Raw genomic sequence first — 25,836 nt, 5'->3', positions numbered from 1 at the left:
ATTTAAAACCCCTTGTATCCGCGGAAGCGGCTTACAAGGGGTTTTTTTGATTTCTACATATAAAACAAATCTGTTCATAACATTTAGTATAAAGATATACGTGGAGGATGCTATGAATGTATTTTTGTGTATTATCATTCAAATTCTGGTATGGTGCGGATATTCGCTAGTTCTTTATCTGTCACATCATGATCATTCATTTTATGAAACCGTACTCTTAGTAATGTTTTCTTATTTTAATTTTCTTATTGCTGTGAGATTTATTTCAAATAGGACAATTGGTATACATGTAACGATTTTATTTACAGCAATTTATGTTGCAGGAAGAATTGTGTTTTTATGATTTAGGTTTTTCTTCTGACAGAGCTTTTTGCAGAGAAATCATCATGAATATCATTACAAATGCAAATGGAAAAGCTGCAATGATAGAAGCTGTCTGCAATGCTTCAAGTCCCCCGGAATAAAGTAATATAGCCGCTGCAGCCGCTATAACCATACCCCAGACAAACTTCGTCTTAGAAGAAGGATCTAATCTACCATGACGTGTTTGCATCCCCAATACAAAGGTTGCAGAGTCTGCTGATGTGATAAAAAATGTACTGATTAAGAAAATAGCAAGCAGAGACATAATCATCCCGAAGGGCAGATTTTCAAATAAGGCAAATAACGCAACTTCAGTACCTTTGTCTGTAATAATTTTATTAAGCGCAACATTGTTAAAAATTTCAAGGTGCAGTGCTGCGCCTCCGAAGATCGAGAACCAAAGTGCTCCAAATAGAGTAGGGACAAGCAATACGCCTAAAATGAATTCCCGAATTGTTCTTCCTTTTGATACACGTGCTATAAAAGTACCGACAAAAGGTGCCCAAGCGATCCACCAAGCCCAATAGAAAACGGTCCAGCCTTGTATCCATCCGGCTTCACTAGGTCGGAAAGGACTTAGTTTTAAACTCATACTAGGTAAATATTGCAGATAATTACCTAAAGATTGTACAAAAACATCCATGATGAAATTAGTAGATGATGCGAACAGCAGAAACACCATCAATACTACAGCGAGCATTATATTCAGGTTGCTCAAATATTTAATTCCTTTATTAAGTCCTGTTTGTGCGGAAAGTGTAAACAAAACGGTTACTACAGCAATAATTATAAGTTGTGTAGTGAAATTATTCGCGATGTCCGTCACATAAGAAAGTCCGCCGCTTATTTGTACGGCGCCAAGTCCAAGAGACGTAGCAACACCGAAAATCGTTGCAAATACAGCGATGATATCAATTGTCTTTCCTATTGGTCCATTAACTTTATCTCCAATTAAAGGAGTAAAGATTGCACTAATAAGACCCGGTGCACCTTTTCTAAATTTGAAATAGGCTAGAGACAATCCGATCAGCGTATAAATTGCCCAAGGGTGCAGACCCCAGTGAAAAAAGCTGTAGCGCAATGCTGCTTGTGCTGAGGCTGCATTTCCGCCTTCACCGCTAGGCGGGGTATAGAAGTGGCTTATAGGCTCTGCTACGCCCCAAAAAACGAGACCAATACCCATTCCGGCACTAAATAACATCGCAAACCAGGTAATCGTGCTGTAATCTGGTTGGTCATCCGGCTCACCCAGCTTAATTTTTCCAAATTTACTGAATGCCAGATATAGCACGAAAATTAAAAAGCTAGTTGCTGAAAGCAAATAGAACCATCCAAATTTTTCTTGAAGAAAATTTTGAACCGTCGTCGCTCTTGCTTGAAATTCTTCTGGAAATAAAAATCCTATGACAATAAAAACAATTGAAATGAGTAATGAAACGATAAAAACAGTATTCGTTTGTTTTTTCATTCCTTCACCAACCTTTCTGAGTATGTATCTTTTTTATTTTTCCCTAAGGGGCCGAAAGTTTACATTGTAGTTGAAATAAAATAGGAAGTCCAATCATATGATTGAACTTCCTAACGAAATGCAAGTCTTAAATGATAAGCCTTTATTATTTTTTAGGATAATAATACATAACCCTGCCGTTAAAAAGATGAAGTTCACCCTTTAATTTTGCAGCTAAGAACTTACAAAATTCATTCGCTTTTCCTTTGTCGCCATGTGTTGAGATATCTGTAAGTTGTACTTGGATATAACATTGCTGATTTTCTGAAGAGTCTGTTTCGGAATATTTTTGTTCAAAGCCGACTCCAATCAGAATATATCTGTTTTTTCTTGAATCAATTCCTTTTAAATAGAACCATTCATTGTTAGCTTCTTCTTTCTCCTCAATCGTATAAGGAAAAGCTGCTTCGGAGTATCCCCATGAAAGCTGTTCTCCTGTTTTACTAGTAATTGATTTGTAATAATGGAACATGTCTTTAATTTCTTCTATTGTAATTATTTGTTTTTCGGATGCAGGAACAAGCTTTATGTATGCATTTTGGGACATTCGGACTCACTCCAGTTAGTCATTTTTAACAATATTTGTTCATACAATAGTTTATCATATTTCAAGAAGATTTTGACAATATAAGTTTGAAATTCATTACAAAAGGGAATTGCTCTTACATCAATTTTGAACTTAACAGGATATCAAGTCATTAAACGGCTAGGTTTGAACAACCCGATCGATGAACAATGTTTTATCATACGAGGAGGGATAACATGGAATGGTTTGAAAAATTGTATGACGAGAGTGAGTCCGTTAAGGTTAGGTTTGTAGGTTTTACAACAGATACGGTGAGATATGATTTTGGTATTGTGTACACAAATATGTTTTTCGGAAAACCGATGGTCGTGTGTATGCAAACTGGCAGATCAGCGCTGCTTGACTCGAATGATATGAGAAATCTTGAATATATTAAACAGGTATTTCATATAAAGAGCCTGAAAGAAGCTGAAGATTTAGCGCTTTTCTTTGAAGAAGCTGTTCCTCATCTTCCGGTTATCGAACAATATGATTAATGAGCACATTTTTTTAATGTGTTATACTAAAAGTGTTGACAAACGAATTGTGACATAATATTATACAGATATAAACGTAAGCGCTTTCAAAATGCGAAGGGAGATGGAACGGATGGGAGTAATCATTTGCCAAACGTGTGAGACAACAATTGAACATTTTGAAGAGGAAAAGGTAACAACATTGTATTCTAAAACATGTCCGCATTGCCAAGAGCAAGCTAAATTAAACAAATAAAAAGAAGACCTTCTGGGGTCTTCTTTTTTTGTACTATCGTATCGCTACTTGTTCTTGAATCACTTTAAGATAATTTAAATTGGCATCCTCTGGACCTTGAACAGGCAAGCCTGCCTCAAGGTTCTCTTTTATATATGCAAGGTTTTCTTTTGTAATGATTTCTCCAGGAATGAAGATTGGAATCCCTGGCGGATATACCATAACAAATTCTGCGATGATTCTACCAGCTGATTCTTCGAAAGGAACACTTTCTGTATTTGCATAAAAAGCATCACGAGGAGAGAGGGCAAGAACCGGAATATCAGGAACATGTACCGGCAAGGATTTAATCTCTTCCGTTTTTGAGGAGCTTTTTTCATTTGAAAGCTTAGTTAATGCTTCAACCAGAATCATAGTGTCTTTTTCATGGTCAGCAGTAGTAATCAGACACAAAATGTTATATAGATCCGACAATTCTACCTCGATGTTATAATGATCTCGAAGCCAAGTTTCAGCTTCATAACCTGTAATTCCAAGATCTTTTACTGAGATTAGGAGTTTAGACGGGTCGTAATCAAAGGTAGCAGAAGTACCAAGCTTTTCTTCGCCTACACAATAAAGCTTTGGTATTTCGTTTATTTTTTCTCTCGTTTGGTTTGCAAGGCGGATTGTTTTTTCAATTAGTGTATACCCTTCTGTTGCTAAACGTCTGCGTGCAGCATCCAAAGAAGCTAACAGGATATAAGAAGTAGATGTTGTTGTCATCATACTTAATATAGTTTGAACACGTTCTGGCGAGACAAGTCCTTCTTTAACATTTAAAATAGAACTGCCTGTAAGTGAACCCCCAAGTTTATGGACACTTGTTGCAGCCATATCGGCACCAGCCTGCATAGCTGACAGTGGCATATGGTCATGAAAATGGATAAGGACGCCATGTGCTTCATCTACAAGAACAGGTACATTAAAACGGTGAGCAACATTAACAATACCTTTTAAATCTGCTGCAAATCCAAAATAAGTCGGGTTAATTACAAGAACCGCTTTTGTCTCTGGGTGCTGGTTCAACGCTTTCTCTACGCTGTCAGGTGTAATCCCATGTGAAATCCCTAATTCAGGATCGATTTCCGGGTGGATAAATATAGGTGTTGCACCTGAAAATACGATGGCCGTCATAATAGATTTATGCACATTTCTCGGTACAAGAATCTTATCTCCAGGAGATACAACAGACATGATCATCGTCATAATCGCTCCGCTTGTACCTTGAACAGAGAAAAAGGTATGATCCGCACCAAACGCTTGTGCAGCAAGATCTTGAGCTTTTTTTATCATGCCTTTCGGGTGATGAAGGTCATCGAGTGGTGTGATATTTATAAGATCGATTGAAAGAGCATTAGGTCCAATGAAATTCTTGAACTCTTCATCCATTCCTTGGCCTTTTTTATGACCGGGAATATGGAATTGCAATGGATTTTTATTTGCATGTTCACGCAAGCCAGTAAATAAAGGAGTTTCATGTTGAGACAATTTTTACTACACCTCATCTATAATTAACTAAAATCAAAATCAATTATTTATAAAACAAAAGAAGTATAACAGAAAATGCATGAAGATGTAAGTAAATGATTTGATTTTCAGGAGGAGAGATCTTGTGTTTAAAACTCGTGTAACAACTTTGTTAAATATTGATTTACCAATCATTCAAGGGGGTCTGGCATATTTAGCATATTCAGACCTTGCTGCCGCCGTTTCTAATGCAGGAGGACTGGGACAAATTACAGCTATGTCACTTCCAAATAGTGATGCATTGAGAATCGAAATCAAGAAAACAAAGCAGATGACAACCCGGCCATTTGGAGTGAATTTTGCAATTGGTCAGCACGGCAGAACTTATGAGGAACAAATGGAAACAGCTATTGAAGAAGGTGTAAAGGTTATTAGTATAACTGGCGGGAATCCAGCACCTGTTTTAAAAAGATTGGAGAATACAGACATAAAGACTCTTGTATTGGTCTCAAGTAAACGCCAAGCGCTAAAAGCTGAACAGCTTGGAGCTGATGCGGTAATGGCTGTTGGTCAGGAGGGTGGAGGACATATTGGAAAAGAGGATACGGGTACCTTCGTTTTGATTCCCGAGATAGCTGAGGTCTTATCGATACCCGTTATCGGATCTGGGGGGATCGTCGATGGAAAAGGGATGATGGCTGCACTTGCTCTTGGTGCAGAAGGGATAGAAATGGGGACAAGGTTCATTGCAGTGAAAGAATGCGTGCATGCTCATCCAGCCTATAAAAAATGGATTCTTGAAAGTTCCGAAAACGATACGGTTGTGATCAAAAGAAAGTTAGGTATGCCAGGCAGGACACTTAATACACCTTTTGCATTAAAGATTGTTGAAGAAGAAAATAAAAACGGTTCTTATGAGCATCTAAAGGATTTTATCAGCGGGGAAGCGAATCAGAAATTCATTTATGAAGGTAAAAGTGAGGAAGGATTCGGCTGGGCTGGTCAAGGAGCTGGGAGGATCAATGAAGTTATATCTGTCAGTGAATTGTTCCAGCAAATAAAAGAAGAAGCAAAAGCTGTCCATCAAAAATGGAACAGCCTTTTCTAACACTTTTCTTACAATAGTGATACATACCCATACATTTAAGCAGTACGGCAATATACTAGTGGTAAGAAGCAGCTGAACTTCTGCTTCCTGCCACTTTTTTATTACAGTTGTTTCTTCAAGTTATAAAGAGGTAAAAGGGTTTTAAATGTTTCAGAAATACGTGTATACCATTCCTCTTCCGTCATAGCAACAGCTTCATCTTTTAAGATATGAACACCGCAAAGCAATTCAGCTTTTTTAACAGAACTTAAACGTTCAGCCATTTCCTTTAATCTTTTCTTTTTTACTTCGCTATGTTTATAGCTATCTGGTTTTGTGTGATCGTCAGACCAAACAAAGGTATCGGGAATCTCCTTTTTTATCTTACTAAGTTTCTTTAGAAATGTTTTGCCATACGAATCTTTTATTGGTGACTCATATATAAGAGCAAACCAGATAAAAACATGTGTTTCAAATAATCCAATCTGAAAATGTGGCAGCATTTTGTATCCTCTTTTATTCGGAGCAAAGGCTACCCATGTATCTTTTGGCGGATTTACTGTACGTCTTGCGTGTTTTGCTACATGATAGAACATTTCCTCTCCTGTTAAACCTGTAAGTTCATCAGCATACTTATCGCCAAGTGCCTCGAGTTTAGGCCGTATATGGGTAATGATTTGATCCATACGCTGCTCAAGACCATCTGTCTTAAAAACATTAAAATCCTGCTCTTTAAATCCAGTGAATGTCATGAATGGTTCCTCCTGATTAGAAAACGATACAAAAAAGTTTATCACAGAAGCTAATTTTTAAAAAAATGTTTGCATTAGATTCCGCAAAGTGCCGTTTCAATATACCTTAGTCATTCATAAAATATATAAAACATGAAAACGAAAAAAGAAAGGATGTGCCAGCGATATGAAACAAGTAATGAATACATTAAAAAGAACGGATGCAGAAAGAAGAATTCCAGTTTTAAAACTTGAGATCGACTATGAATTAGCTACCTTGTTTGATGCCTTAAAATCAAAAGATCAGAAACAAATCAATGATTCTAAACGTAAGCTCGAAAGATTAAGGCTGGAGCTCGTGAGACTTGAGGCATGATTCAAAGAAATAGCGGGTAGCAAAAACGAATCCATCATGAACGGATGGTTCGTTTTTTTGTGAACAAACCCGAATTGACATATACTATAGGAAAGGCAAGGAGTGAGACGATGGAAAATGAAAAGTGGAGAAAGATAGAACAGTTAGCTAAAGCTTGGACCGTTGAAGCCGCAGAACTATTACAGAAGTCGTTTGAAAATACACTGACGATTACATATAAATCACATATTGCTGACCTTGTCACTAATATGGATAAGAATATCGAGAAGTTTTTTATTGATAAAATACAAAAAACATTCCCTGAACACAGAGTACTAGGTGAAGAAGGGTATGGAGATGATATTCAAGATATGTCGGGTATTATTTGGATTATTGACCCGATTGATGGAACGACAAATTTTATCCATCAGCAATCAAATTTTGCAATTTCTATTGGCATCTATGAAAACGGTTCGGGAAAAATGGGTTTGATATATGATGTAGGCAGCAGAAATCTCTATTTTGCTAAAAATGGAGAAGGTGCATTTTTAAATGATTTGAAGCTCTCTAAATTAGACGAGGCAACGCTTTCTGAAGCGGTTGTGGGAGTGAATGCTACTTGGGTAGGTCCCAACAAAAGAATTAATCACGAGAACGTACAGGAAATCGTAAGGAAATCTAGAGGGACACGTTCGTACGGTTCTGCTGCAATCGAACTTGCATATGTGGCATCCGGTAAACTGGATGCTTATATGACAATGAGATTGTCACCCTGGGATTTTGCAGCGGGTCTAATTCTACTGAATGAAGTTGGAGGAATTGCGACAAATACAGATGGCAAACCGATCCAGCTGCTGAAACAGAACAGCATCCTAGCTGCAAAACCTGGTTTGCATGAAGAGATGTTAGAACATCTCATTAAATAAATGGTTGTTCTCGAAGGCTTTGTTCTTCAATGAAAAGTTAATTGGAGTGGAAGGATGAGACTCCTCGAAAATGAAAATCATATTTTCTTCGTGCGATTTATCGCTGCCGGAGCCTTCCTTGTCCTGCAGAATGAGTGGGACAGGTGAGACTATTCAATGTCGCAAGGCGATGAATGGGCTCACCGCACACCTGCGGAAAGCGAGTTCTGCAACGGAAATTAATCACTTACAAGAGCAACAAAGCTTATGAAATCAGCCTTTAAAAAAAGCCAAAAAGAAAGAGAGCTTTCTTTATGAACGCTCTCTTTGTTTTTTCTTTAATGAAAATCCATATCCCATCAAAATGAAAACAGAAATGATGGATATGATAAAAATAAGTAAACTTTTTTCGCCGATAGCCACACCCACTCCGCATATAGCAAGAGCTGTTAGAAAGGCAATAATAAAGAAAACTCCGTTCATAATGACCTCCAAATGTAAATAAATCACTCGATGCTGCATAATAAGTGTAACGAATTTACATAAAAAGAAAAAGCCTTTAAATAAATTTGTGATATAATAGTCAAGTTGAACAAAAAAAGATAAGAAAAAGAGATAGGATATAAGGAGAGAATAATTTTGAATATAAGAGATGATTTACGCAATATAGCGATTATCGCCCACGTTGACCACGGAAAAACAACTCTGGTTGATAAACTGCTTCATCAATCAGGAACTTTCCGTGACAATGAGCAAGTACATGAACGTGCAATGGACTCAAACGATTTAGAACGTGAACGCGGTATTACAATCTTGGCGAAAAACACAGCCATTAATTATAACAACAAACGCATTAATATCATGGATACTCCTGGACACGCTGACTTTGGCGGTGAAGTAGAACGTATCATGAAAATGGTAGACGGTGTTTTATTAGTAGTTGATGCTTATGAGGGCTGTATGCCTCAAACACGTTTTGTACTAAAAAAAGCGCTTGAGCAAAAGTTAACACCGATCGTAGTAGTAAACAAAATTGACCGTGATTTTGCTCGTCCTGAAGAAGTAGTAGACGAAGTAATCGATCTATTTATCGACCTTGGAGCAGAAGAAGAACAGCTTGAATTCCCGGTTGTTTATGCGTCAGCATTAAAAGGGACAGCTTCTATGGATCCAGATCCAAACAAGCAAGATGAAGATATGACAGCATTGCTTGATACAATTATTGAAACGATTCCTGCACCAGTAGATAACAGTGCTGATCCGCTTCAATTCCAGATCACAATGCTTGACTATAATGACTATCTTGGCCGTATCGGTATCGGACGTGTATTCCGCGGTACAATCAAAGTTGGACAAGCAGTATCACTTATGAAGCTTGATGGTTCTGTGAAAAAGTTCCGAGTAACTAAACTTTTCGGTTTCTTAGGGCTGAAGCGTATTGAGATCGAAGAAGCAAAGGCAGGAGATCTTATCGCAGTTTCTGGAATGGAAGAAATCAATGTTGGAGAAACAGTATGTCCTGAAGGTCAAGAAGAAGCGCTTCCGGTACTACGTATCGATGAGCCTACACTTAAGATGACGTTCTTGGTTAACAACTCTCCATTCGCTGGCCGTGAAGGTAAATGGGTAACTAGCCGTAAGATTGAAGAACGTTTAATGGCAGAATTAGAAACTGACGTAAGTTTACGTGTTGAGAATACAGATTCACCAGATGTATGGACAGTATCAGGACGCGGTGAGCTTCACCTTTCAATCTTAATCGAAAACCTCCGACGTGAAGGATTTGAACTTCAAGTATCAAAACCTGAAGTAATCATCCGTGAAATTGACGGAGTGAAGTGTGAGCCTGTTGAACGTGTTCAGATCGATATTCCTGAAGAATACACAGGTGCGATCATGGAATCTCTTGGAGACCGTAAAGGTGAAATGCTAAATATGATCAACAATGGGTCAGGACAAGTTCGTTTAGAGTTCATGGTTCCAGCTCGTGGATTGATCGGCTACACAACTGAATTTTTAACACAAACTCGCGGATACGGAATTCTAAACCATACATTCGACAGTTATAAGCCAATGGTTGCTGGAAATGTTGGCGGACGCCGTCAGGGTGTTCTTGTTTCAATGGAAAACGGAAAAGCATCTCAATACGGAATCATGGGTGTTGAGGATCGCGGAACAATTTTCGTAGAGCCTGGTACAGAAGTTTACATGGGAATGATCGTTGGAGAACATACTCGTGAGAACGATATTACTGTAAACATTGTAAAAGTGAAGCAGATGACTAACATGCGTTCAGCGAACAAAGATCAGACTGTAACAATGAAAAAGCCTCGTGTTATGACGCTTGAAGAAGCATTAGAGTACTTGAACGATGATGAGTATTGCGAAGTAACACCAGAGAGCATCCGTCTTCGTAAGAAGATTCTAGATAAGAACGAACGTGAAAGAGTAGAGAAGAAAAAGAAACTTGCTCAAGGCTAAACTTAACTTTTAAGAAGCGGGAGTGGGAATCGTGAAAGAACAAGAAATTATGAAAGCGACAGGTGAAGATTCATCCTCAATGGCTTTGCTGCTGGGGATTGAAAATGACCCTGTCAGAGCTTTCTTGCTGTTGTATTTAATCATTACAGTGCTTAGCATTATTGTTTTTAAATTAGGATTCGCAAAAAAACTGCCGCCTTTAAAATCAGCATTGATCTATTTGTTTTTAATAATCGGCTGTATGCCTTTAGCCTTCTTTGGAATAGGCCTTCCCGTTGCTGAAGGATTGATTGTGGCTGCGCTCATCTTAATTATTTACAAAGTAAGATTATATCAAAGCAAAAAAGAAAACGGCTAAAACAGGAGGTTCAACATGAAACTCACAGATGCTCTTTCCAACTGGCTAAGCATTAAAAAAGTACATGAAGAACGTCCCAATGATTTAGCTGCAGAAGATACTTTTGAATTTTTTAGTGAGATATTAAGAGAAGATCACCGGGTAAACATACAATCTGTTTCCGTTCAAGGACCTTTCTACATCGTCTTATTCGAGGTAGATGGGGTTGAATACACAGAACGATTCTTTGTTGACGCAGTGGATGCTTTATACGAAGGAATTCAAAATGAACCAAGGTTTAACGAGGAGTGCTGATTAGTCAGCGCTTCTTTTTTTATGGAGAAATGAAACAAAATATCCAATTAAGACAGCAAATAAAAGGTGTCCGATAAACCAAAGTAAAAATGGCAAGATAAATGGGGGGTGAAAAGGCTTTGTGACAGCGACATGATAAAGAGGAAAAAAGGTAAAGGACATAAAAGCGTTTATGATTACAGAAATAAGGTATGGGTGATTAAATGCTGCAGACAAAATATCAACTAAAGCAATCAAGATCACAGAAATCAAAATATGCGATACGAACTGGATCAGTAAAGAATAAATAATGTAATCAAGTAAAGGCAAAAAGTCAATATTCACTAAAAACGTATAAAGGTTTATTCCAAATCCTCGTTCTATTGTATAAAAAAAACAAGCCAGCAAGGTGCCGGCAATTGTACCATAAAAAGTCCAATCCAATAAACGGTTACCAGTCATTGTTCGTATCTGGACTTTTGTATAAAGTAAAATTACCTGTAGCTTCCCGCTGGGCAGTTTTTCTAGTGATTCGCTCTTTGCATGGTTCGCACATAAAGGTGTGTATCGGTCTATTTCGCAATTTCTTTGCAAGTGAACATTCATTTTCAATAACTTCAATATTATCGCATAATACGCATTTTACACGCATCGTATTTCACCTCTTTCAAACAGTATACCATAAAGAAAAATGTAAATTAAGTAAAGGAATTGGAGCACTGTAGTGGAGCTTGGTGGTCACTGTGTTTTCCAAGAGGACTCTAACAAAAGATGTACGACTTAAAAAGACAAACTATTTTGAATATGCAGTACTTTTTAATAATCGCACGTTAATTTGGAAAATCGCACGTTAAATGATAAATACACGATTTTCGACAAAAGCCACACTAATCAAGATAAAAAAGACTGACATGGGAATTCCCTCATCAGTCTCATTAATTTCAGCTTTCATTCAAACGCTGCGGCTGGTTTTTATCTGCTTTTTCTTGCTTTTGCTGGTCATTTTTCAACTGGCGCTCCTCTTTTTCAGAAAGCTGACTGTTATTTGTTTCAGTTGGAGAAGGTTTATCCGTTTGAAGGCTGTGCGGAACTTGCGGCATTAAACGGCCGACAATCCCTGCTAGTTCTTTAGCGATTCCCCCGATCGGATGTCCTTGTCGAATCTGTCTTCCCATTTGACGGAGTCTTTCAACAACATCAGGGTCGGCAGTTACAACTGCATTTTTGCCATTAGGATCGTTTTTAAGAGCTTCAGCAACGGAATATTTAATCGAACCAACTCGTGAATTATCAAGCTTACGGTCTACATCTATACCTACAACAGCATATGGGCCTAAAACAACAGCTGTAGCATCTTCAACACCAGGAATTCCTGTAGCTAATCCGACGAGATGACGTGATATTTCTTGAGAGCCTTTTGGCTGATCTGGTTTTTTACTTTCTGCCGTTTGATTTACTTTAGTAAGACGTGGCGTATTTTTATCAGCTTGCTGAGCATTATCGTTATTATTTTCATTCATGCAGCCAAATAGAACAAAGATTGCACTTAAGACTGCAACTATTCGTAATGTTTTCAATGAATATCAGTCCTTCCAAGTCATTTCCGTTATTTTTTGTTCATTCTTCTAACTTTATTCCTTCAAACATACATTTTTAATAGGCAGTCCATAAAAATGCACTTAATAGATAGGATTACATTTAAGTCAGGAGGCTGAATGTTGAATAAACGATACGTCCTAGATACAAACGTGCTTTTGCAGGATCCTTATTCCATACAATCTTTTGGAGACAGTGAAGTCATAATACCTGCCGTAGTTTTAGAAGAAGTGGATTCCAAGAAACGTTATATGGACGAAATTGGAAGGAATGCAAGAGAAGTTTCCCGTTTAATTGACCGTGTAAGACAGAATGGAAAACTGCATCAAGGTGTTCCTCTTGAAAATGGAGGAAAACTTCGTGTTGAGCTTAACCATAAATCTTTTCAGAGGCTTCAGGAAACGTTTGTTGAACCCACAAACGATAATCGCATATTAGCTGTTACTTTGAATTTAAAACAAGAAGAAGAGGCAAAAAAAAGCGGCATGAAAGTGATATTAGTTTCAAAAGATGTATTGGTCCGTGTTAAAGCAGATGCTCTTGGTATAGAAGCAGAAGATTTTTTAAGCGACAGGGTTATCGATAAGAATGACCAGACGTATACAGGGTATAAAGAAATTTATGTACAAGGTGAACTTCTGAGTAAATTTTATGAGAAGAATGAACTGCAGCTGATCGAACTTACAGGGCACTCCTTTTATCCCCATCAGTTTGTGATCTTAAAGGATGTATTCAGGTCGTCCGTTTCGGCTCTTGGGAAAGTAGACGAGTTCGGTAAGACTCTAAAACCCTTGCGTTATGATTCTGAGCAGATATGGGGAATCCGGGCTAGAAATGTTCAGCAAAAAATGGCATTTGAACTTTTGCTTCGAAAAGACCTTCCCCTGGTTACACTGATTGGAAAAGCAGGCACTGGTAAAACACTTATAACACTGGCTGCAGCATTGCTTCAGACAGAAGACTTGAAGGATTATATCAAATTATTTATCGCTCGTCCGATTGTACCAGTAGGAAAAGATATCGGTTATCTGCCAGGGGAAAAAGAAGAAAAGCTCAAACCTTGGATGCAGCCTGTCTATGATAATCTTGAATATCTGTTCAATACAAAAAAACAAGGTGAACTGGAAAAAATTCTAGCTGGCATTGGTTCTATACATGTTGAAGCACTCACTTACATCAGAGGAAGAAGTCTGCCAGATCAGTTTATCATTATAGATGAAGCTCAAAACCTGACTAAACATGAAGTGAAAACCATTCTTACAAGGGTAGGGGAAGGAAGCAAAATTGTTTTGCTCGGTGATCCTCAGCAAATTGATCATCCTTATTTAGATGAATTTACAAACGGATTAACATATGTGGTGGAAAAATTTAAAGATCAGGCAGTCAGCGGTCATGTGCGACTGGAAAAAGGTGAACGATCTTCATTGGCACAAATAGCAGCAGATCTGCTTTAAACGAAAAAGACAGCTCCGAAAAGAGCTGCCTTTCATTATTCCAGATAATTTTTTATAGAAGAGTGTTTATAGAAGAGTGATAGATGTAATGCGCTTAATTGGATTTTCTTTGTTTCGTCCATCTCCAAAATAAAAGTGAACAGGTCCATCTGTTTTTAATGGTTTGCCGTTTTCAGAAAAAGCCAGGTAACCATCTTGAGCTTCTTTAATTGTGATTTCAACATTTCCGTCCCCTGATTCAATGAGTACTCTTTCTGCGTCAGGGTGCGGTTGTGCATTATAGATAAAATAAGATAAAGATATAGCGAAAGAACTTGTAAGAAGAGTTTCTTTTAAAGTCGTCTTAGGTTTTTGCTTCTCTTTTTCAGATGGAGGGACAGCACCTTCCTGCAATTCTCTGTCCCAGTGGGCAGAAACGTCTTTTAAGTATTTCTCTTGCTCGCTTTCTTTGTCTCCTTTCTTATCGAACAACGTGTCCAGATCTTCTTTTCTATCATCAAAAATCCAAACACCAGGATCTAAAGTAAGCGGGTAGTTTACTTTCCCGTTAAGTGCAACTATGAATTCCATATGTACCTCCTTGATTTGAAAACGCTATTAAAAGCATAGCATGATTATGTGAATACTGTAATATGTTGATTTTTTTTAGACAAACCTTTATATTTAAAGGTAGAAATTCGTGCGAACGGAGGGATGATCATTGTCAGCTGAGATGGCAACTGGACATCGGGAAAGGGCATTTGAACTCTTAAAAGCAGATGCAGATAAAATCCTGAAATTAATTGAAGTTCAAATGGAAAACTTAACAATGCCACAATGTCCCCTCTATGAGGAAGTATTGGATACGCAAATGTTTGGTTTATCCCGTGAAATAGATTTTGCAGTCCGCTTAAATCTGGTAGAAGAAGAAGCGGGGAAACAATTATTAGAGTCGCTCGAAAAGCAGCTTACTGCATTGCACGATGCATCGATGAAAAAATGATACACAGCCAGTCCGAAAAACATTTGGACTGGATTTTTTTATATTTATGAAGAAATCTTTATTTTTAATCAAAAACTGATACAATGTTACGAAATAATATGTTTAAGAGAATGTCTCCGGGCTGAATCAATAAGAAAAAAGGTTTTATGTGTTACAATATCTAATAATTATGAATTTAGAGAGGAGAAAGGTGGAAAACGTGAAAAAAGCAGTAAGACCCTATGACTATTCTCTTTTAGTGGCCGTACTTTTGTTGTGCAGTTCTGGTTTAGTCATGATCTACAGTGCAAGTATAGGGGTAACGATAAATAAATACGATTATAGCAGCAGTTTTTTCTTTACTAGACAGCTCATCTTTTTAATTGCAGGGCTGCTTTTCATGTACTTTACAATGAGATTCAATGTACAAATCTATAAAAAAATGATGCTGCCTATCGTACTGGTGTCCATTGGAGTGCTAGTTGCCGTTTTAATTTTTGGCCGGGAAGTAAATAATGCAAAAAGCTGGTTATACATAGGACCTGTCGGAATTCAGCCTGCAGAGTTCATTAAATTAACTCTTGCCATTTATTTGGCTGCGATCTATTCAAAAAAGCAAGGCAAAATGCATGACTTTAAAAAAGGAGTCATTCCTCCTCTTAGCATCTTTGCCATAATGTTTATTTTGATCATTTTACAGCCGGATCTAGGAACGGCGCTAATTGTCGCAGGAGTAGCAGGAATTATCCTTTTCTGTTCAGGGATTAAATTTAAACATATCTTTTCAATGGCAGCTTTAGCCGGAATCGTGGGGCTCGGCATTTATTTTCAGCTGAGCGAGGAACAGCTTTCACGTTTTGATGCCGCGTATGCACCCTTTAAAAATCCAGCTGGTGATGGATATCAACTCGTTAACGGCTATATTTCTATAGCAGCTGGGGGTATTACGGGAAGCGGTCTAGGACAAAGCATTCAAAAGTACGGCTTTTTGCCTGAACCCCATACCGATTTCATTATAGCGATCATTGCAGAGGAATTAGGTTTCATAGGAGTGTTTTTAATTATTGCTCTTTTGGGGTATATCGTATTGAGGGGATTCTGGATCGGTATGCAGAGCGACGATACTTACACGAGCCTCCTAGCTTTCGGAATATCTGGAATGATCGGTATTCAAACAGTTGTTAACTTAGGAGCTGCAGTAGGTTTATTGCCTATTACTGGTGTCCCGCTTCCTTTTATATCTTATGGTGGATCTTCCCTTCTCTTGTTTCTGACATCGATGGGGATTCTAATAAATATTTCTGCAAAAGTAAAACTGAATAAGAAAGTGCCTGAAAAACAACCGAGTGTAAAGAACAAAAGCTTAAAAGCAATCTTGTAACGGTAAAAGGAGAGGAACTTGTATGAGCAGAAAAATTAGCAAAGTCTTAGTAGCAAACCGAGGAGAAATTGCAATCCGAATTTTCAGAGCATGTACAGAACTGGATATTCGAACAGTAGCAATATATTCAAAGGAAGATACTGGTTCCTACCATCGTTATAAAGCAGATGAAGCCTACCTTGTCGGGGAAGGAAAAAAACCGATAGATGCTTATCTCGATATCGAAGGAATTATTGAAATCGCAAAGGCAAATGGAGTAGATGGAATTCATCCGGGTTATGGTTTCTTATCAGAGAATAAAGAGTTTGCAGAGCGATGCCGTGAAGAGGGAATTATCTTTATCGGACCAGAAGAAAAACATCTGGATGTTTTCGGGGATAAAGTTAAAGCAAGACAAGCAGCTATTGATGCGAACATTCCGGTTATCCCAGGAAGTGATGGTCCTGTTAACTCTTTAGATGAGGTAAGGTCTTTTGCAGAACAACATGGTTTTCCAATAATTATTAAAGCATCCATGGGCGGCGGCGGCCGAGGTATGCGAATCGTAAGAAGTGAGAATTCATTAGCTGAAAGCTTTGATAGAGCAAAATCTGAAGCAAAAGCCGCTTTTGGTAAAGACGAAGTTTATGTTGAAAAATTCTTAGATAAACCAAAACATATTGAAGTACAGATCCTTGGAGACTATGAAGGAAATCTCGTTCATTTATATGAGCGTGACTGTTCCGTTCAGAGAAGACATCAAAAAGTAGTCGAGGTAGCACCAAGCGTTTCATTGACCGAGGAATTGCGCCACGAAATTTGCGAATCAGCCGTTTCCTTAATGGAGCATGTTGGATACGTGAATGCAGGCACTGTAGAGTATCTTGTTACTCCATCCGGTGAGTTTTATTTTATCGAAGTAAATCCCCGTGTACAGGTAGAGCATACCATTACTGAGATGGTAACAGGTATTGACATTGTACAATCACAAATTCTGATTGCTCAGGGCTTCTCTCTGCATAGTAAAGAATTAGGAATCCCGCAGCAACAGGATATTTATTGTCATGGTTATGCCATTCAATCACGTGTTACTACAGAAGATCCAGCAAATCAGTTCATGCCAGATACAGGAAAAATCATGGCGTACCGTTCAGGCGGCGGTTTTGGAGTAAGACTCGACGCAGGCAATGGCTACCAAGGTGCAGTCATCACGCCATTTTATGATTCGTTGCTTGTGAAAGTTTCAACATGGGCGTTGTCCTATGAACAAGCTGCATCTAAAATGTTAAGAAATTTAAAAGAATTCCGTATTCGCGGGATCAAGACTAACATAGCTTTCCTTGAGAACGTTGTAACTCACCAAAAATTCTTATCGGGAGACTATGATACTTCCTTTATTGATACGAGCAGTGAATTATTTGTGTTCCCTAAACGCAAGGATAGAGGAACAAAGATGCTTTCATATATTGGAGCGACAACGATTAATGGATTCCCTGGTCTTCAAAAACAAGAGAAGCCATCGTTTGATCAACCACGCATACCGAAAGTAAAAAATTCTGAGCCAATTCCTAATGGCACTAAACAATTGCTGGACAGTGAAGGCCCGGAAGCAGTAGCTCAATGGGTTAAAGATCAAAAGAAGCTGCTGCTTACAGATACTACATTCCGAGACGGGCATCAGTCGCTGCTGGCAACACGTGTTAGAACGAATGACCTCCTTCATATCGCAGAGCCAACTGCAAGACTTTGGCCAGATATGTTCTCAATGGAAATGTGGGGTGGAGCAACGTTTGATGTTGCATACCGTTTCTTAAATGAGGATCCGTGGGACAGGCTTTTAAAGCTTAGAGAAAAAGCTCCAAATGTATTGTTCCAAATGCTTTTAAGGGCATCGAATGCAGTCGGCTATAAAAATTATCCTGACAACGTCATTGAAGAATTTGTTAAAAAATCTGCAATGGCCGGGATAGATGTCTTTAGAATCTTTGACAGTTTAAACTGGCTTGAAGGCATGAAAGTTGCTATTCACGCAGTTCGTGAAACAGGTAAAATTGCCGAAGCAGCTATTTGCTATACAGGTGATATTCTAGATGCAAGCCGTACGAAATATGATCTGAACTATTATGTGAATCTTGCCAAGGAACTTGAACAAGAAGGAGCACATATTCTTGCTATTAAAGATATGGCAGGTCTGTTAAAGCCGCAGGCTGCTTATGATCTTGTTTCGGCCCTGAAAGATTCAATTAACATTCCAATCCATCTGCATACGCATGATACGAGCGGAAATGGTATTTATACCTATGCGAAAGCTGCAGAAGCGGGTGTAGATATTGTGGATGTTGCAGTAAGCTCAATGTCAGGTCAAACATCACAGCCAAGCGCTAACTCTTTATATTACGCTTTAACTGGAAACGAAAGACAGCCTGACTTAAACATTCAAAGTGCAAATCAGCTTTCCGCATATTGGGAAGATATCAGAAAGTATTACTCTGGCTTTGAAAACGGTATGAATGCTCCAGATCCTGAGGTATATGAACATGAAATGCCTGGCGGCCAGTTCAGTAATCTTCAGCAGCAAGCGAAAGCTGTTGGTCTAGGAGAACGCTGGGATGAAGTGAAGCAGATGTACAGAAGAGTTAATGACATGTTCGGCGATGTTGTTAAAGTTACACCGTCATCTAAAGTAGTGGGGGACATGGCACTTTATATGGTTCAAAACAACTTAACCGAGGATGAGGTGTATGAAAGAGGAGAATCACTGGACTTCCCTGATTCAGTAGTGGAATTCTTCCAAGGTCACCTCGGTCAGCCGTATCAAGGATTCCCACGAGAACTTCAGCAGATTATCTTAAAAGGCAGAGAGCCATTAACTGTAAGACCTGGCGAAACACTTGAAGCTGCTGATTTTAATGACATTAAAGAGACGTTATTCCATAAGATCAACCGCCAAGTTACAAGCTTTGATGTTCTCGCCTATGCTTTGTATCCGAAGGTTTTCTTAGACCGTGAGAAGATGTATGCTCAATTTGGAGATATATCTGTGCTGGATACTCCGACATTTTTCTATGGCATGACATTAGGCGAAGAAATTGAAGTTGAAATTGAACAAGGAAAAACCCTTATCGTAAAACTGGTTTCGATTGGGGAAGCTCAAAGTGATGGATCTAGAGTTCTCTATTTTGAGCTTAACGGACAGTCACGTGAGATTGTAGTAATTGACGAAAGTGCAAAAGTAACCGTTACAGCTAAACAAAAGGTAGATCCTTCAAATCCTTCACAAATCGGTGCTAGTATGCCAGGAACAGTAATTAAAGTGCTGGTTGAGCAAGGTGAAAAAGTGAAGAAGGGTGATCATTTGATGATTACGGAAGCCATGAAAATGGAAACAACCGTTCAAGCACCATTCGACGGCCGCGTTAAATCCATTTCTGTACAAAATGGAGAAGGCATCAGCGCTGGAGACCTATTGATCGAATTGGAAAAATAATCACTAAAAAAGGCGTCTCAATAAGAGACGTCTTTTTGTTGTATGTAGGGTGATTTTAATAGGGGGATGTTGTGAAATTTCCACGTTCGTCAATATATCTTGTTAATGGGTGAAATTATTGCCCTAAAGGGTGAAATTATTACAATAATTGGTGAATATATTCGCAGATTTCTTCAAATTGCGTTTAAAAATACCTCTGATAGTAAGTGAATAGTACAAAAAAGCTGACAGAAAAGTCCTTAAAAAGAACCTCTGTCAGCTTTTTAATAATTATTTTCGATAAACGATTAAAGTTACGAAACTAAGTGCTCCGAACAAGAAAGAAATAATTAATCCGTGTGATAATGCTACAAATAAGTTTAAGTTTGATAAGACGATCATTGCGCCAGAAACCCCTTGAAGTAAAACAAATAGTGCAGCAAACTGTAAACCTTTATTTAATGCTTTTTGATTTCTATAATGCTTCCTAGCGTGGTACCACGAGTATACGATCCACAGGAATAATACGATAGCTGCAATTCGGTGGAGAAGATGTATGCTCGCTTGAGAACCAAATTCAGCTATTGTACCGCTGCAGGACGGGAACTCTGGTCCGCATCCCATGCTTGAGCCTGTGTGCCTTACTAGCGCGCCTGTATAAACTACTGCATATAGGTAAGCAAAGAGCCAATAAAGATTCTTTTTAAATGCTGTAGAAACTCTTGCCACAAAGGGATCTTCACGTTTCTCAAAAGATAGCAGTGCAAGAAGCACCACACTGGCAAATGATACGAGTGAGAAACCAAAATGAGAAGCAAGTACAGCTGATGACTGACTCCATATAACTGCTGCGGCTCCTAGAAGACCTTGAAGAACAATGAAAAACACAGCAGATCCAGCCAGTATTTTAATTTCTTTTCTATGTGGATCTCTTTTCCACGCCCATATTGCTAAAATGATAACTAAAATTCCTAGCCATGCAGATACATAGCGGTGACTGACTTCAATGATCGTTTCAAGCTTAGGCTGAGTCGGCAGCAATTCACCATAGCAAAGGGGCCAAGAATTACCGCAGCCGTCGCCTGAATCTGTTTTTGTGACAACTGCTCCCATAAGTAAAACGAGCAGCATACCGAATGATGTAATAATAGAGAAAATTTGATAAGCTCTTTTCAATTTCATTCACCTGCTTTAGAGTTCTATAAACTTCACAAAATTGTAAAAAAATTTGCTGGTATTCATGTCAGCCTGATAGTACAAATAATATAAGGTACTGTCAGTATTAGTCGAAGTATACAAAGTACATGTTTTGTTTTATAATGTTAAAGGACATTTTCTTTACTTTCTTTGTATAATCTTATCCTATCATATGGGTAAATCAATCTACTTTACATATTGTGAACAGATAGAGACAATTTTTAACCGTTGATTTTACTTACAAGCCCATATAGAATGAATGAGGGCTTATCTTACACTTGAAGAAAGAATTGGAACTGAATTTTTCCTTAGAAGGAGGTGTATCTGTGTTGAGCAAAACACCAACTGCATATGAAGCCGCTAACAAGGTTATGGAACCAGGACCTCTTTCAGAAGCAAATCCAACGGGTACTTGGAAAGATTTTTTAACCATCGCCAAACTCGGTATTGTAATGAGCAATCTGATTACAACTTTTGCAGGATTCTTCCTGGCCCTAAAGTATAACGGTTATTTGTTTACTGACAACATTCTTACATTAGTATTGTGTATACTTGGTGCTGCTTTAGTTATTGCCGGAGGATGCTGTTTAAATAACTATATTGACAGAGATATCGATCAGCTTATGGAAAGAACAATTGAAAGACCAACTGTTACAGGCCGTATTTCTGCGAGTCAGGTCCTTTGGGTGGGAATTATTCTATCAGCTATAGGAACTGTAATGCTTGCAATGACAACGCCCACAGCTGCAGTAATTGGATTAATCGGACTCTTTGTATATGTTATCGTATATACATTGTGGCTGAAGCGCACTCACTCAATTAACACGGTTGTTGGAGGGATTTCGGGAGCAGTACCTCCGCTAATCGGCTGGGCTGCAGTAGATGCTAACCTTCATTGGGTAGCATGGATTCTATTCCTTATCATGTTCTTATGGCAGCCGCCGCATTTTCTGGCACTTGCCATGAAACGCTGCGAAGATTATCGAAAAGCAGGCATACCAATGCTTCCAGTAGTATCCGGTTTTGGGATTACTAAGCGTCAGATGATCTGGTATGTAGCTGCATTGCTTCCAGTATCTCTTTACTTATTTGATTTTGGAATGTTATATCTAATTTTGGCAGCTGTATTAGGTACAGGATGGCTAATCTTAGCACTTTCAGGATTAAAAACGAAAGATGATATGAAATGGGCCCGTATGATGTTTGTTTATTCATTGAATTACATGACAATCATGTTTGTCGCTATGATTCTAGTTAATATATAAAATCTTTGTTTACTCTCTGGAACAGCGTAAATCTGCGCTGTTCCTGTAATTGCCTTTACATAAAAGGGCTTTCAAAAAGCTATTTAGCTATTTCCATTCAAATATAATTATTTGAATTGAATAGAAAGAAGATCAGTCAAGACAGACTACAACGAGAAAGTGGGGTATATGTAGTGATGAAAAAATGGCTACAAAAAGGACGTCTGGTTTCCTTATTTGCCATGTTGGCACTCTTATTGATGGGGTGCGGAGATCCGACTCTATCGGCGTTAATTCCGCAAGGTGAAGTTGCTGACAAACAGTTCCAGCTAATGCTGATTTCAATTAGTATTATGATTCTGGTTCTAGTGGTAGTTTTCGTTCTTTATGCATTTGTATTATTAAAGTTTAGAAAGAAAAAAGGAGATACTTCAACACCTAAGCAAGTGGAAGGTAACCACATGCTTGAGTTGTTATGGACAGTGATCCCTATTCTTTTGCTAATCATTTTAGCGGTGCCAACTGTTATGAGAACGTTTGAATTTTCTGCAGATGCGAAACCAGCTTCAAAAAATGAATTGAGCATTAAAGTAACTGGACACCAATATTGGTGGGAATTTGAGTATCCAAAAGAAGAGTTAATTACTTCACAGGAATTAGTACTTCCTGCAGATACAAAAGTTCACGTGGAACTATCTTCAGCTGATGTTATCCACTCATTCTGGATTCCGTCATTAGCTGGTAAAACAGATACAAACCCTGGGGATAAAAACAAGAACTATATGTGGTTTGATACTGGAAGCAAGACAGATGTTGTTTACAAAGGTAAGTGTGCCGAGCTTTGTGGTGCATCACATGCTTTAATGGATTTCAAAGTAAGAGTTGTTTCTAAAGAAGACTATAAGAACTGGGTTGCAAGCTATAAGGCTGCAGACGGTAAATCTTCTGCTAATGCTAATGGACAACAAGTCTTTGAAAAGAACTGCTTATCTTGCCACGCTGTTGGACAAGAAGGCGGTAACACAGGACCAAGCTTAACTGGTTTTGGTGATAAAGACCGTGTAGCAGGTATCTTAGAACATAACAAAGAAAATCTGAAAGCATGGATAAAAGATCCTCAAGAAGTGAAACCAGGCAACAACATGCCAAAAGTGAACCTTTCTGATGAGGAAATTGATGCTGTTTCAGATTACTTGTTAGGTCTTAAATTGAAATAGTCTTAAGCATTGAAAAAAGGAGGTTACACCGTGGCAACTCACGAAAGTCACAAAAAGAGAAGTGGGCTAATGGATTGGCTCACTACCGTTGACCATAAAAAAATCGGTATTTTGTATCTTTTGGCTGGCGGGTTCTTCTTCTTAATCGGAGGACTTGAAGCCATCTTAATGCGTATTCAGTTAATGGAACCAGATAGCAAAATCTTCACTGGTGAACTTTACAATCAATTATTAACGATGCACGGAACAACGATGATCTTCTTGGCAGCGATGCCGATCATCTTTGGTTTTATGAACGCGATCCTTCCATTGCAGATCGGAGCGCGTGACGTAGCATTCCCATTTGTGAATGCAGTAGGTTTTTGGTTATTTTTCTTTGGCGGTCTATTGCTGAACCTAAGCTGGTTCTTAGGCGGAGCACCTGAAGCTGGATGGACAGCTTACGCACCATTGTCAACTGTTGCGGAAGATACTGGAGTGGATTTCTACGTACTGGGTCTTCAGATTGCAGGGGCAGGGACACTTGCTGGGGGTATTAACTTCCTGGTAACTGTTATTAATATGCGGGCACCTGGTATGACATTTATGCGTATGCCGTTGTTTACATGGGCTTCATTCGTAACCTCTGGACTTATTTTGTTCGCATTCCCTGCTTTGACAGTAGGTATTTTCCTACTCATGTTTGAACGTGTTTTTGATGCTAATTTCTTTAATGCGGACATGGGCGGAAACGTATTAATCTGGGAGCATATTTTCTGGATATTTGGACACCCAGAAGTATATATTTTGATCTTACCTGCATTTGGTATTATCTCTGAAATCGTATCTACCTTCTCTAGCAAACGTTTGTTTGGTTACAGTGCAATGGTATTTGCGACAGTACTCATCGGTTTCTTAGGATTTATGGTATGGGTCCACCACATGTTTACTGTTGGTCTTGGACCGGTTGCGAACTCAATCTTTGCAGTAGCAACAATGGCAATTGCGATTCCTACAGGTGTTAAGATCTTCAACTGGATCTTCACGATGTGGGGGGGACAAATCCGTTTTACAACAGCCATGCTGTTCGCAGTTGGCTTTATTCCTACGTTCGTTATGGGTGGAGTTACAGGGGTTATGCTATCTGTTCCCGCGGCAGACTATCAGTACCATGACAGTTATTTCGTAGTAGCTCACTTCCATTATGTTATCGTTGGAGGTTTGATTTTAGGATTGTTCGCCGGGTTATACTACTGGTATCCAAGAATGTTTAACCGTGTACTGAATGAAACTCTTGGAAAATGGAACTTCTGGTTGTTCTTTATCGGATTCCACCTAACGTTCTTTCCACAGCACTGGTTAGGATTGATGGGTATGCCTAGACGTGTATATACATATATGTCTGGTCAGGAACTAGATGGAGCAAACTTCGTTAGTACGATCGGTGCTATTCTTATGGGTGCTGGAACAATTGTACTATTAATTAATATCATTATTTCTGCTTCATCTAAATATGCAACAACTAAAGATCCTTGGGATGGGCGTACGCTTGAATGGGCAATGCCAGTTCCAACACCTGAATACAACTTTGCACAAACACCGCTTGTTCGTGGTCTGGATGCATTGTATGTAGAAAAGGCAGCTGGCAATGGTGAAATGACACCAGCTGAACCTGTAGGAGAAATTCATATGCCAAATGGCTCGATTCTTCCGTTTATAATGTCATTAGGTTTGTTTATTTCTGGTTTTGGATTTATTTATGCGAACTGGATTGTTGCCGGGGCTGGTTTAGGATTAGTATTAATCACAATGTTCCTTCGCTCTGTTATAGACGACCATGGATATCATATCCATAAAGAAGAAGTTGAAGCTGACATTAAAGGGGGTAGAGCTTAATGAATGCTGGAGAACGTTTAACAGATGCTAATTTTCCTGCACACCCGGAAAAAGCTACCCTTGAAGGTAAAAATAAGTTTGTAGGATTCTGGCTTTTCCTAGGTGGAGAAACTGTCCTATTTGCTACTCTTTTTGGAACGTATCTTGGTCTTAGAAATATGCATTTAGATGGTCCGTCTGGTGAAGAATTATTTTCACTGCCATTAGTATTTCTTGCAACCATGCTGCTTTTAACAAGCTCACTTACAAGTGTATATGCAGTTCTTTCATTAAAACAAAACAAAGTACGTTCTTTGCAAGGATGGTTTATCGTAACATTACTATTAGGACTTGGATTCCTGGGCCTTGAAATTTACGAGTTCATCCACTATGTTCACGAAGGACATACATTTACCAGCTCCGCATTTGGTTCTGCTTTCTATACACTAGTTGGGTTCCACGGAGGACACGTACTATTCGGGATCTTATGGATTTCTACATTATTAGCTAGAAACTGGAACAGAGGCATCACATTAGCTAACGCACCTAAGTATTATTTGTTTGCACTATACTGGCACTTTGTCGATGTTGTATGGGTATTCATTTTTACAGTTGTTTATCTAATGGGAAAGGTGGGGTAAG

General features: G+C 38.6%; 25 protein-coding genes. 16 read left to right on the top strand and 9 right to left on the bottom strand.

Features of this window, described 5'->3' with window-relative positions; genetic code table 11:
• Nucleotides 1–337: 337 nt before the first annotated feature.
• Together UN64_RS08175 and UN64_RS08170 are read right to left on the bottom strand one after the other, a co-directional pair.
• On the bottom strand, nucleotides 338–1,831 hold the full coding sequence (locus UN64_RS08175) for a glycine betaine uptake BCCT transporter (RefSeq protein ID WP_077361562.1): 1,494 nt from the start codon (nucleotides 1,829–1,831) through the stop codon (nucleotides 338–340).
• 145 nt (nucleotides 1,832–1,976) lie between these two features.
• A complete protein-coding gene (locus tag UN64_RS08170; RefSeq protein ID WP_077361560.1) occupies nucleotides 1,977–2,417 on the bottom strand; it encodes a DUF1885 family protein in 441 nt (146 codons plus the stop codon).
• 215 nt (nucleotides 2,418–2,632) lie between these two features.
• Here UN64_RS08170 and UN64_RS08165 point away from each other — a divergent pair, with 215 nt between their 5' ends.
• Nucleotides 2,633–2,932: a DUF3055 domain-containing protein gene (locus UN64_RS08165; RefSeq protein ID WP_077361559.1), complete on the top strand. Its 300-nt coding sequence runs from the start codon at nucleotides 2,633–2,635 to the stop codon at nucleotides 2,930–2,932.
• A gap of 112 nt (nucleotides 2,933–3,044) precedes the next feature.
• The gene (locus tag UN64_RS08160) at nucleotides 3,045–3,167 is read left to right on the top strand and encodes a GapA-binding peptide SR1P (RefSeq protein WP_077361557.1); all 123 of its coding nucleotides are present in this window, start codon (nucleotides 3,045–3,047) and stop codon (nucleotides 3,165–3,167) included.
• A gap of 33 nt (nucleotides 3,168–3,200) precedes the next feature.
• Here UN64_RS08160 and UN64_RS08155 read toward each other — a convergent pair whose 3' ends face one another.
• Complete coding sequence (locus tag UN64_RS08155) at nucleotides 3,201–4,676, bottom strand: aminotransferase class I/II-fold pyridoxal phosphate-dependent enzyme (RefSeq protein ID WP_077361555.1); 1,476 nt, start codon at nucleotides 4,674–4,676, stop codon at nucleotides 3,201–3,203.
• A gap of 124 nt (nucleotides 4,677–4,800) precedes the next feature.
• On the opposite strand from UN64_RS08155, the gene UN64_RS08150 reads away from it, so the two are divergent.
• Nucleotides 4,801–5,763, top strand: coding sequence for an NAD(P)H-dependent flavin oxidoreductase (locus tag UN64_RS08150; protein ID WP_077361552.1), 963 nt, complete (start codon nucleotides 4,801–4,803; stop codon nucleotides 5,761–5,763).
• Between the two features lie 101 nt (nucleotides 5,764–5,864).
• On the opposite strand, the gene UN64_RS08145 is transcribed toward UN64_RS08150, so the two are convergent.
• Nucleotides 5,865–6,494 carry a YktB family protein gene (locus UN64_RS08145; protein ID WP_077361550.1) on the bottom strand — a complete coding sequence of 210 codons (630 nt, stop codon included), beginning with the start codon at nucleotides 6,492–6,494 and terminating at the stop codon, nucleotides 5,865–5,867.
• 166 nt (nucleotides 6,495–6,660) lie between these two features.
• On the opposite strand from UN64_RS08145, the gene UN64_RS08140 reads away from it, so the two are divergent.
• Nucleotides 6,661–6,849 (top strand): hypothetical protein, encoded by a 189-nt coding sequence (locus UN64_RS08140; protein ID WP_066289027.1) that lies wholly within the window; start codon nucleotides 6,661–6,663, stop codon nucleotides 6,847–6,849.
• Nucleotides 6,850–6,959: 110 nt separating this feature from the next.
• Entirely contained in the window at nucleotides 6,960–7,754 is a 795-nt protein-coding gene (locus tag UN64_RS08135) for an inositol monophosphatase family protein (protein WP_077361548.1), read from the top strand.
• Between the two features lie 291 nt (nucleotides 7,755–8,045).
• Here UN64_RS08135 and UN64_RS20815 read toward each other — a convergent pair whose 3' ends face one another.
• Nucleotides 8,046–8,216, bottom strand: a complete 171-nt coding sequence (locus UN64_RS20815) for a DUF5325 family protein (RefSeq protein WP_171978830.1) — start codon at nucleotides 8,214–8,216, stop codon at nucleotides 8,046–8,048.
• A gap of 156 nt (nucleotides 8,217–8,372) precedes the next feature.
• Between UN64_RS20815 and typA the strand changes: the two genes are divergently transcribed.
• From typA to UN64_RS08120, 3 genes are all read left to right on the top strand, one after another.
• Nucleotides 8,373–10,214 carry a translational GTPase TypA gene (gene typA, locus UN64_RS08130; RefSeq protein WP_077361546.1) on the top strand — a complete coding sequence of 614 codons (1,842 nt, stop codon included), beginning with the start codon at nucleotides 8,373–8,375 and terminating at the stop codon, nucleotides 10,212–10,214.
• A gap of 79 nt (nucleotides 10,215–10,293) precedes the next feature.
• Nucleotides 10,294–10,572 (top strand): YlaH-like family protein, encoded by a 279-nt coding sequence (locus UN64_RS08125; protein WP_245802029.1) that lies wholly within the window; start codon nucleotides 10,294–10,296, stop codon nucleotides 10,570–10,572.
• Between the two features lie 15 nt (nucleotides 10,573–10,587).
• Nucleotides 10,588–10,866, top strand: coding sequence for a hypothetical protein (locus UN64_RS08120; RefSeq protein ID WP_077361544.1), 279 nt, complete (start codon nucleotides 10,588–10,590; stop codon nucleotides 10,864–10,866).
• Nucleotides 10,867–11,296: 430 nt separating this feature from the next.
• On the opposite strand, the gene UN64_RS08110 is transcribed toward UN64_RS08120, so the two are convergent.
• Together UN64_RS08110 and UN64_RS08105 are read right to left on the bottom strand one after the other, a co-directional pair.
• The gene (locus UN64_RS08110) at nucleotides 11,297–11,497 is read right to left on the bottom strand and encodes a YlaI family protein (protein WP_077361540.1); all 201 of its coding nucleotides are present in this window, start codon (nucleotides 11,495–11,497) and stop codon (nucleotides 11,297–11,299) included.
• A 289-nt stretch (nucleotides 11,498–11,786) separates the two neighbouring features.
• The gene (locus tag UN64_RS08105) at nucleotides 11,787–12,422 is read right to left on the bottom strand and encodes a YhcN/YlaJ family sporulation lipoprotein (protein ID WP_077361538.1); all 636 of its coding nucleotides are present in this window, start codon (nucleotides 12,420–12,422) and stop codon (nucleotides 11,787–11,789) included.
• A 138-nt stretch (nucleotides 12,423–12,560) separates the two neighbouring features.
• On the opposite strand from UN64_RS08105, the gene UN64_RS08100 reads away from it, so the two are divergent.
• Nucleotides 12,561–13,895: a PhoH family protein gene (locus UN64_RS08100; RefSeq protein ID WP_077361536.1), complete on the top strand. Its 1,335-nt coding sequence runs from the start codon at nucleotides 12,561–12,563 to the stop codon at nucleotides 13,893–13,895.
• A 66-nt stretch (nucleotides 13,896–13,961) separates the two neighbouring features.
• On the opposite strand, the gene UN64_RS08095 is transcribed toward UN64_RS08100, so the two are convergent.
• Entirely contained in the window at nucleotides 13,962–14,465 is a 504-nt protein-coding gene (locus UN64_RS08095; protein ID WP_077361534.1) for a hypothetical protein, read from the bottom strand.
• A gap of 142 nt (nucleotides 14,466–14,607) precedes the next feature.
• On the opposite strand from UN64_RS08095, the gene UN64_RS08090 reads away from it, so the two are divergent.
• The 3 genes from UN64_RS08090 to pyc all read left to right on the top strand — a co-directional run bounded on the left by UN64_RS08090 (nucleotide 14,608) and on the right by pyc (nucleotide 19,703).
• Nucleotides 14,608–14,877 (top strand): Fpa/YlaN family protein, encoded by a 270-nt coding sequence (locus UN64_RS08090; protein ID WP_413466112.1) that lies wholly within the window; start codon nucleotides 14,608–14,610, stop codon nucleotides 14,875–14,877.
• A 199-nt stretch (nucleotides 14,878–15,076) separates the two neighbouring features.
• Nucleotides 15,077–16,237 carry a putative lipid II flippase FtsW gene (gene ftsW, locus UN64_RS08085; RefSeq protein ID WP_139343065.1) on the top strand — a complete coding sequence of 387 codons (1,161 nt, stop codon included), beginning with the start codon at nucleotides 15,077–15,079 and terminating at the stop codon, nucleotides 16,235–16,237.
• A 22-nt stretch (nucleotides 16,238–16,259) separates the two neighbouring features.
• Nucleotides 16,260–19,703 carry a pyruvate carboxylase gene (pyc, locus tag UN64_RS08080; RefSeq protein WP_077361530.1) on the top strand — a complete coding sequence of 1,148 codons (3,444 nt, stop codon included), beginning with the start codon at nucleotides 16,260–16,262 and terminating at the stop codon, nucleotides 19,701–19,703.
• 270 nt (nucleotides 19,704–19,973) lie between these two features.
• On the opposite strand, the gene UN64_RS08075 is transcribed toward pyc, so the two are convergent.
• On the bottom strand, nucleotides 19,974–20,864 hold the full coding sequence (locus UN64_RS08075; RefSeq protein ID WP_077361528.1) for a COX15/CtaA family protein: 891 nt from the start codon (nucleotides 20,862–20,864) through the stop codon (nucleotides 19,974–19,976).
• A 386-nt stretch (nucleotides 20,865–21,250) separates the two neighbouring features.
• Here UN64_RS08075 and cyoE point away from each other — a divergent pair, with 386 nt between their 5' ends.
• From cyoE to UN64_RS08055, 4 genes are all read left to right on the top strand, one after another.
• Nucleotides 21,251–22,144, top strand: a complete 894-nt coding sequence (cyoE, locus tag UN64_RS08070) for a heme o synthase (RefSeq protein WP_077363667.1) — start codon at nucleotides 21,251–21,253, stop codon at nucleotides 22,142–22,144.
• 176 nt (nucleotides 22,145–22,320) lie between these two features.
• Complete coding sequence (gene coxB, locus UN64_RS08065) at nucleotides 22,321–23,340, top strand: cytochrome c oxidase subunit II (protein WP_066289058.1); 1,020 nt, start codon at nucleotides 22,321–22,323, stop codon at nucleotides 23,338–23,340.
• 30 nt (nucleotides 23,341–23,370) lie between these two features.
• On the top strand, nucleotides 23,371–25,215 hold the full coding sequence (ctaD, locus tag UN64_RS08060; RefSeq protein WP_077361526.1) for a cytochrome c oxidase subunit I: 1,845 nt from the start codon (nucleotides 23,371–23,373) through the stop codon (nucleotides 25,213–25,215).
• Nucleotides 25,215–25,835 carry a cytochrome c oxidase subunit 3 gene (locus UN64_RS08055; protein ID WP_077361524.1) on the top strand — a complete coding sequence of 207 codons (621 nt, stop codon included), beginning with the start codon at nucleotides 25,215–25,217 and terminating at the stop codon, nucleotides 25,833–25,835. Before ctaD ends, UN64_RS08055 begins: the two co-directional genes overlap by 1 nt.
• Nucleotide 25,836 lies beyond the last annotated feature (1 nt).

The organism is Fictibacillus arsenicus (genome assembly GCF_001999465.1).
Taxonomy (GTDB): domain Bacteria; phylum Bacillota; class Bacilli; order Bacillales; family Fictibacillaceae; genus Fictibacillus; species Fictibacillus arsenicus.
Note: the sequence above shows the minus strand (reverse complement) of the source record. Positions and strands in the feature narration are given on the sequence as shown.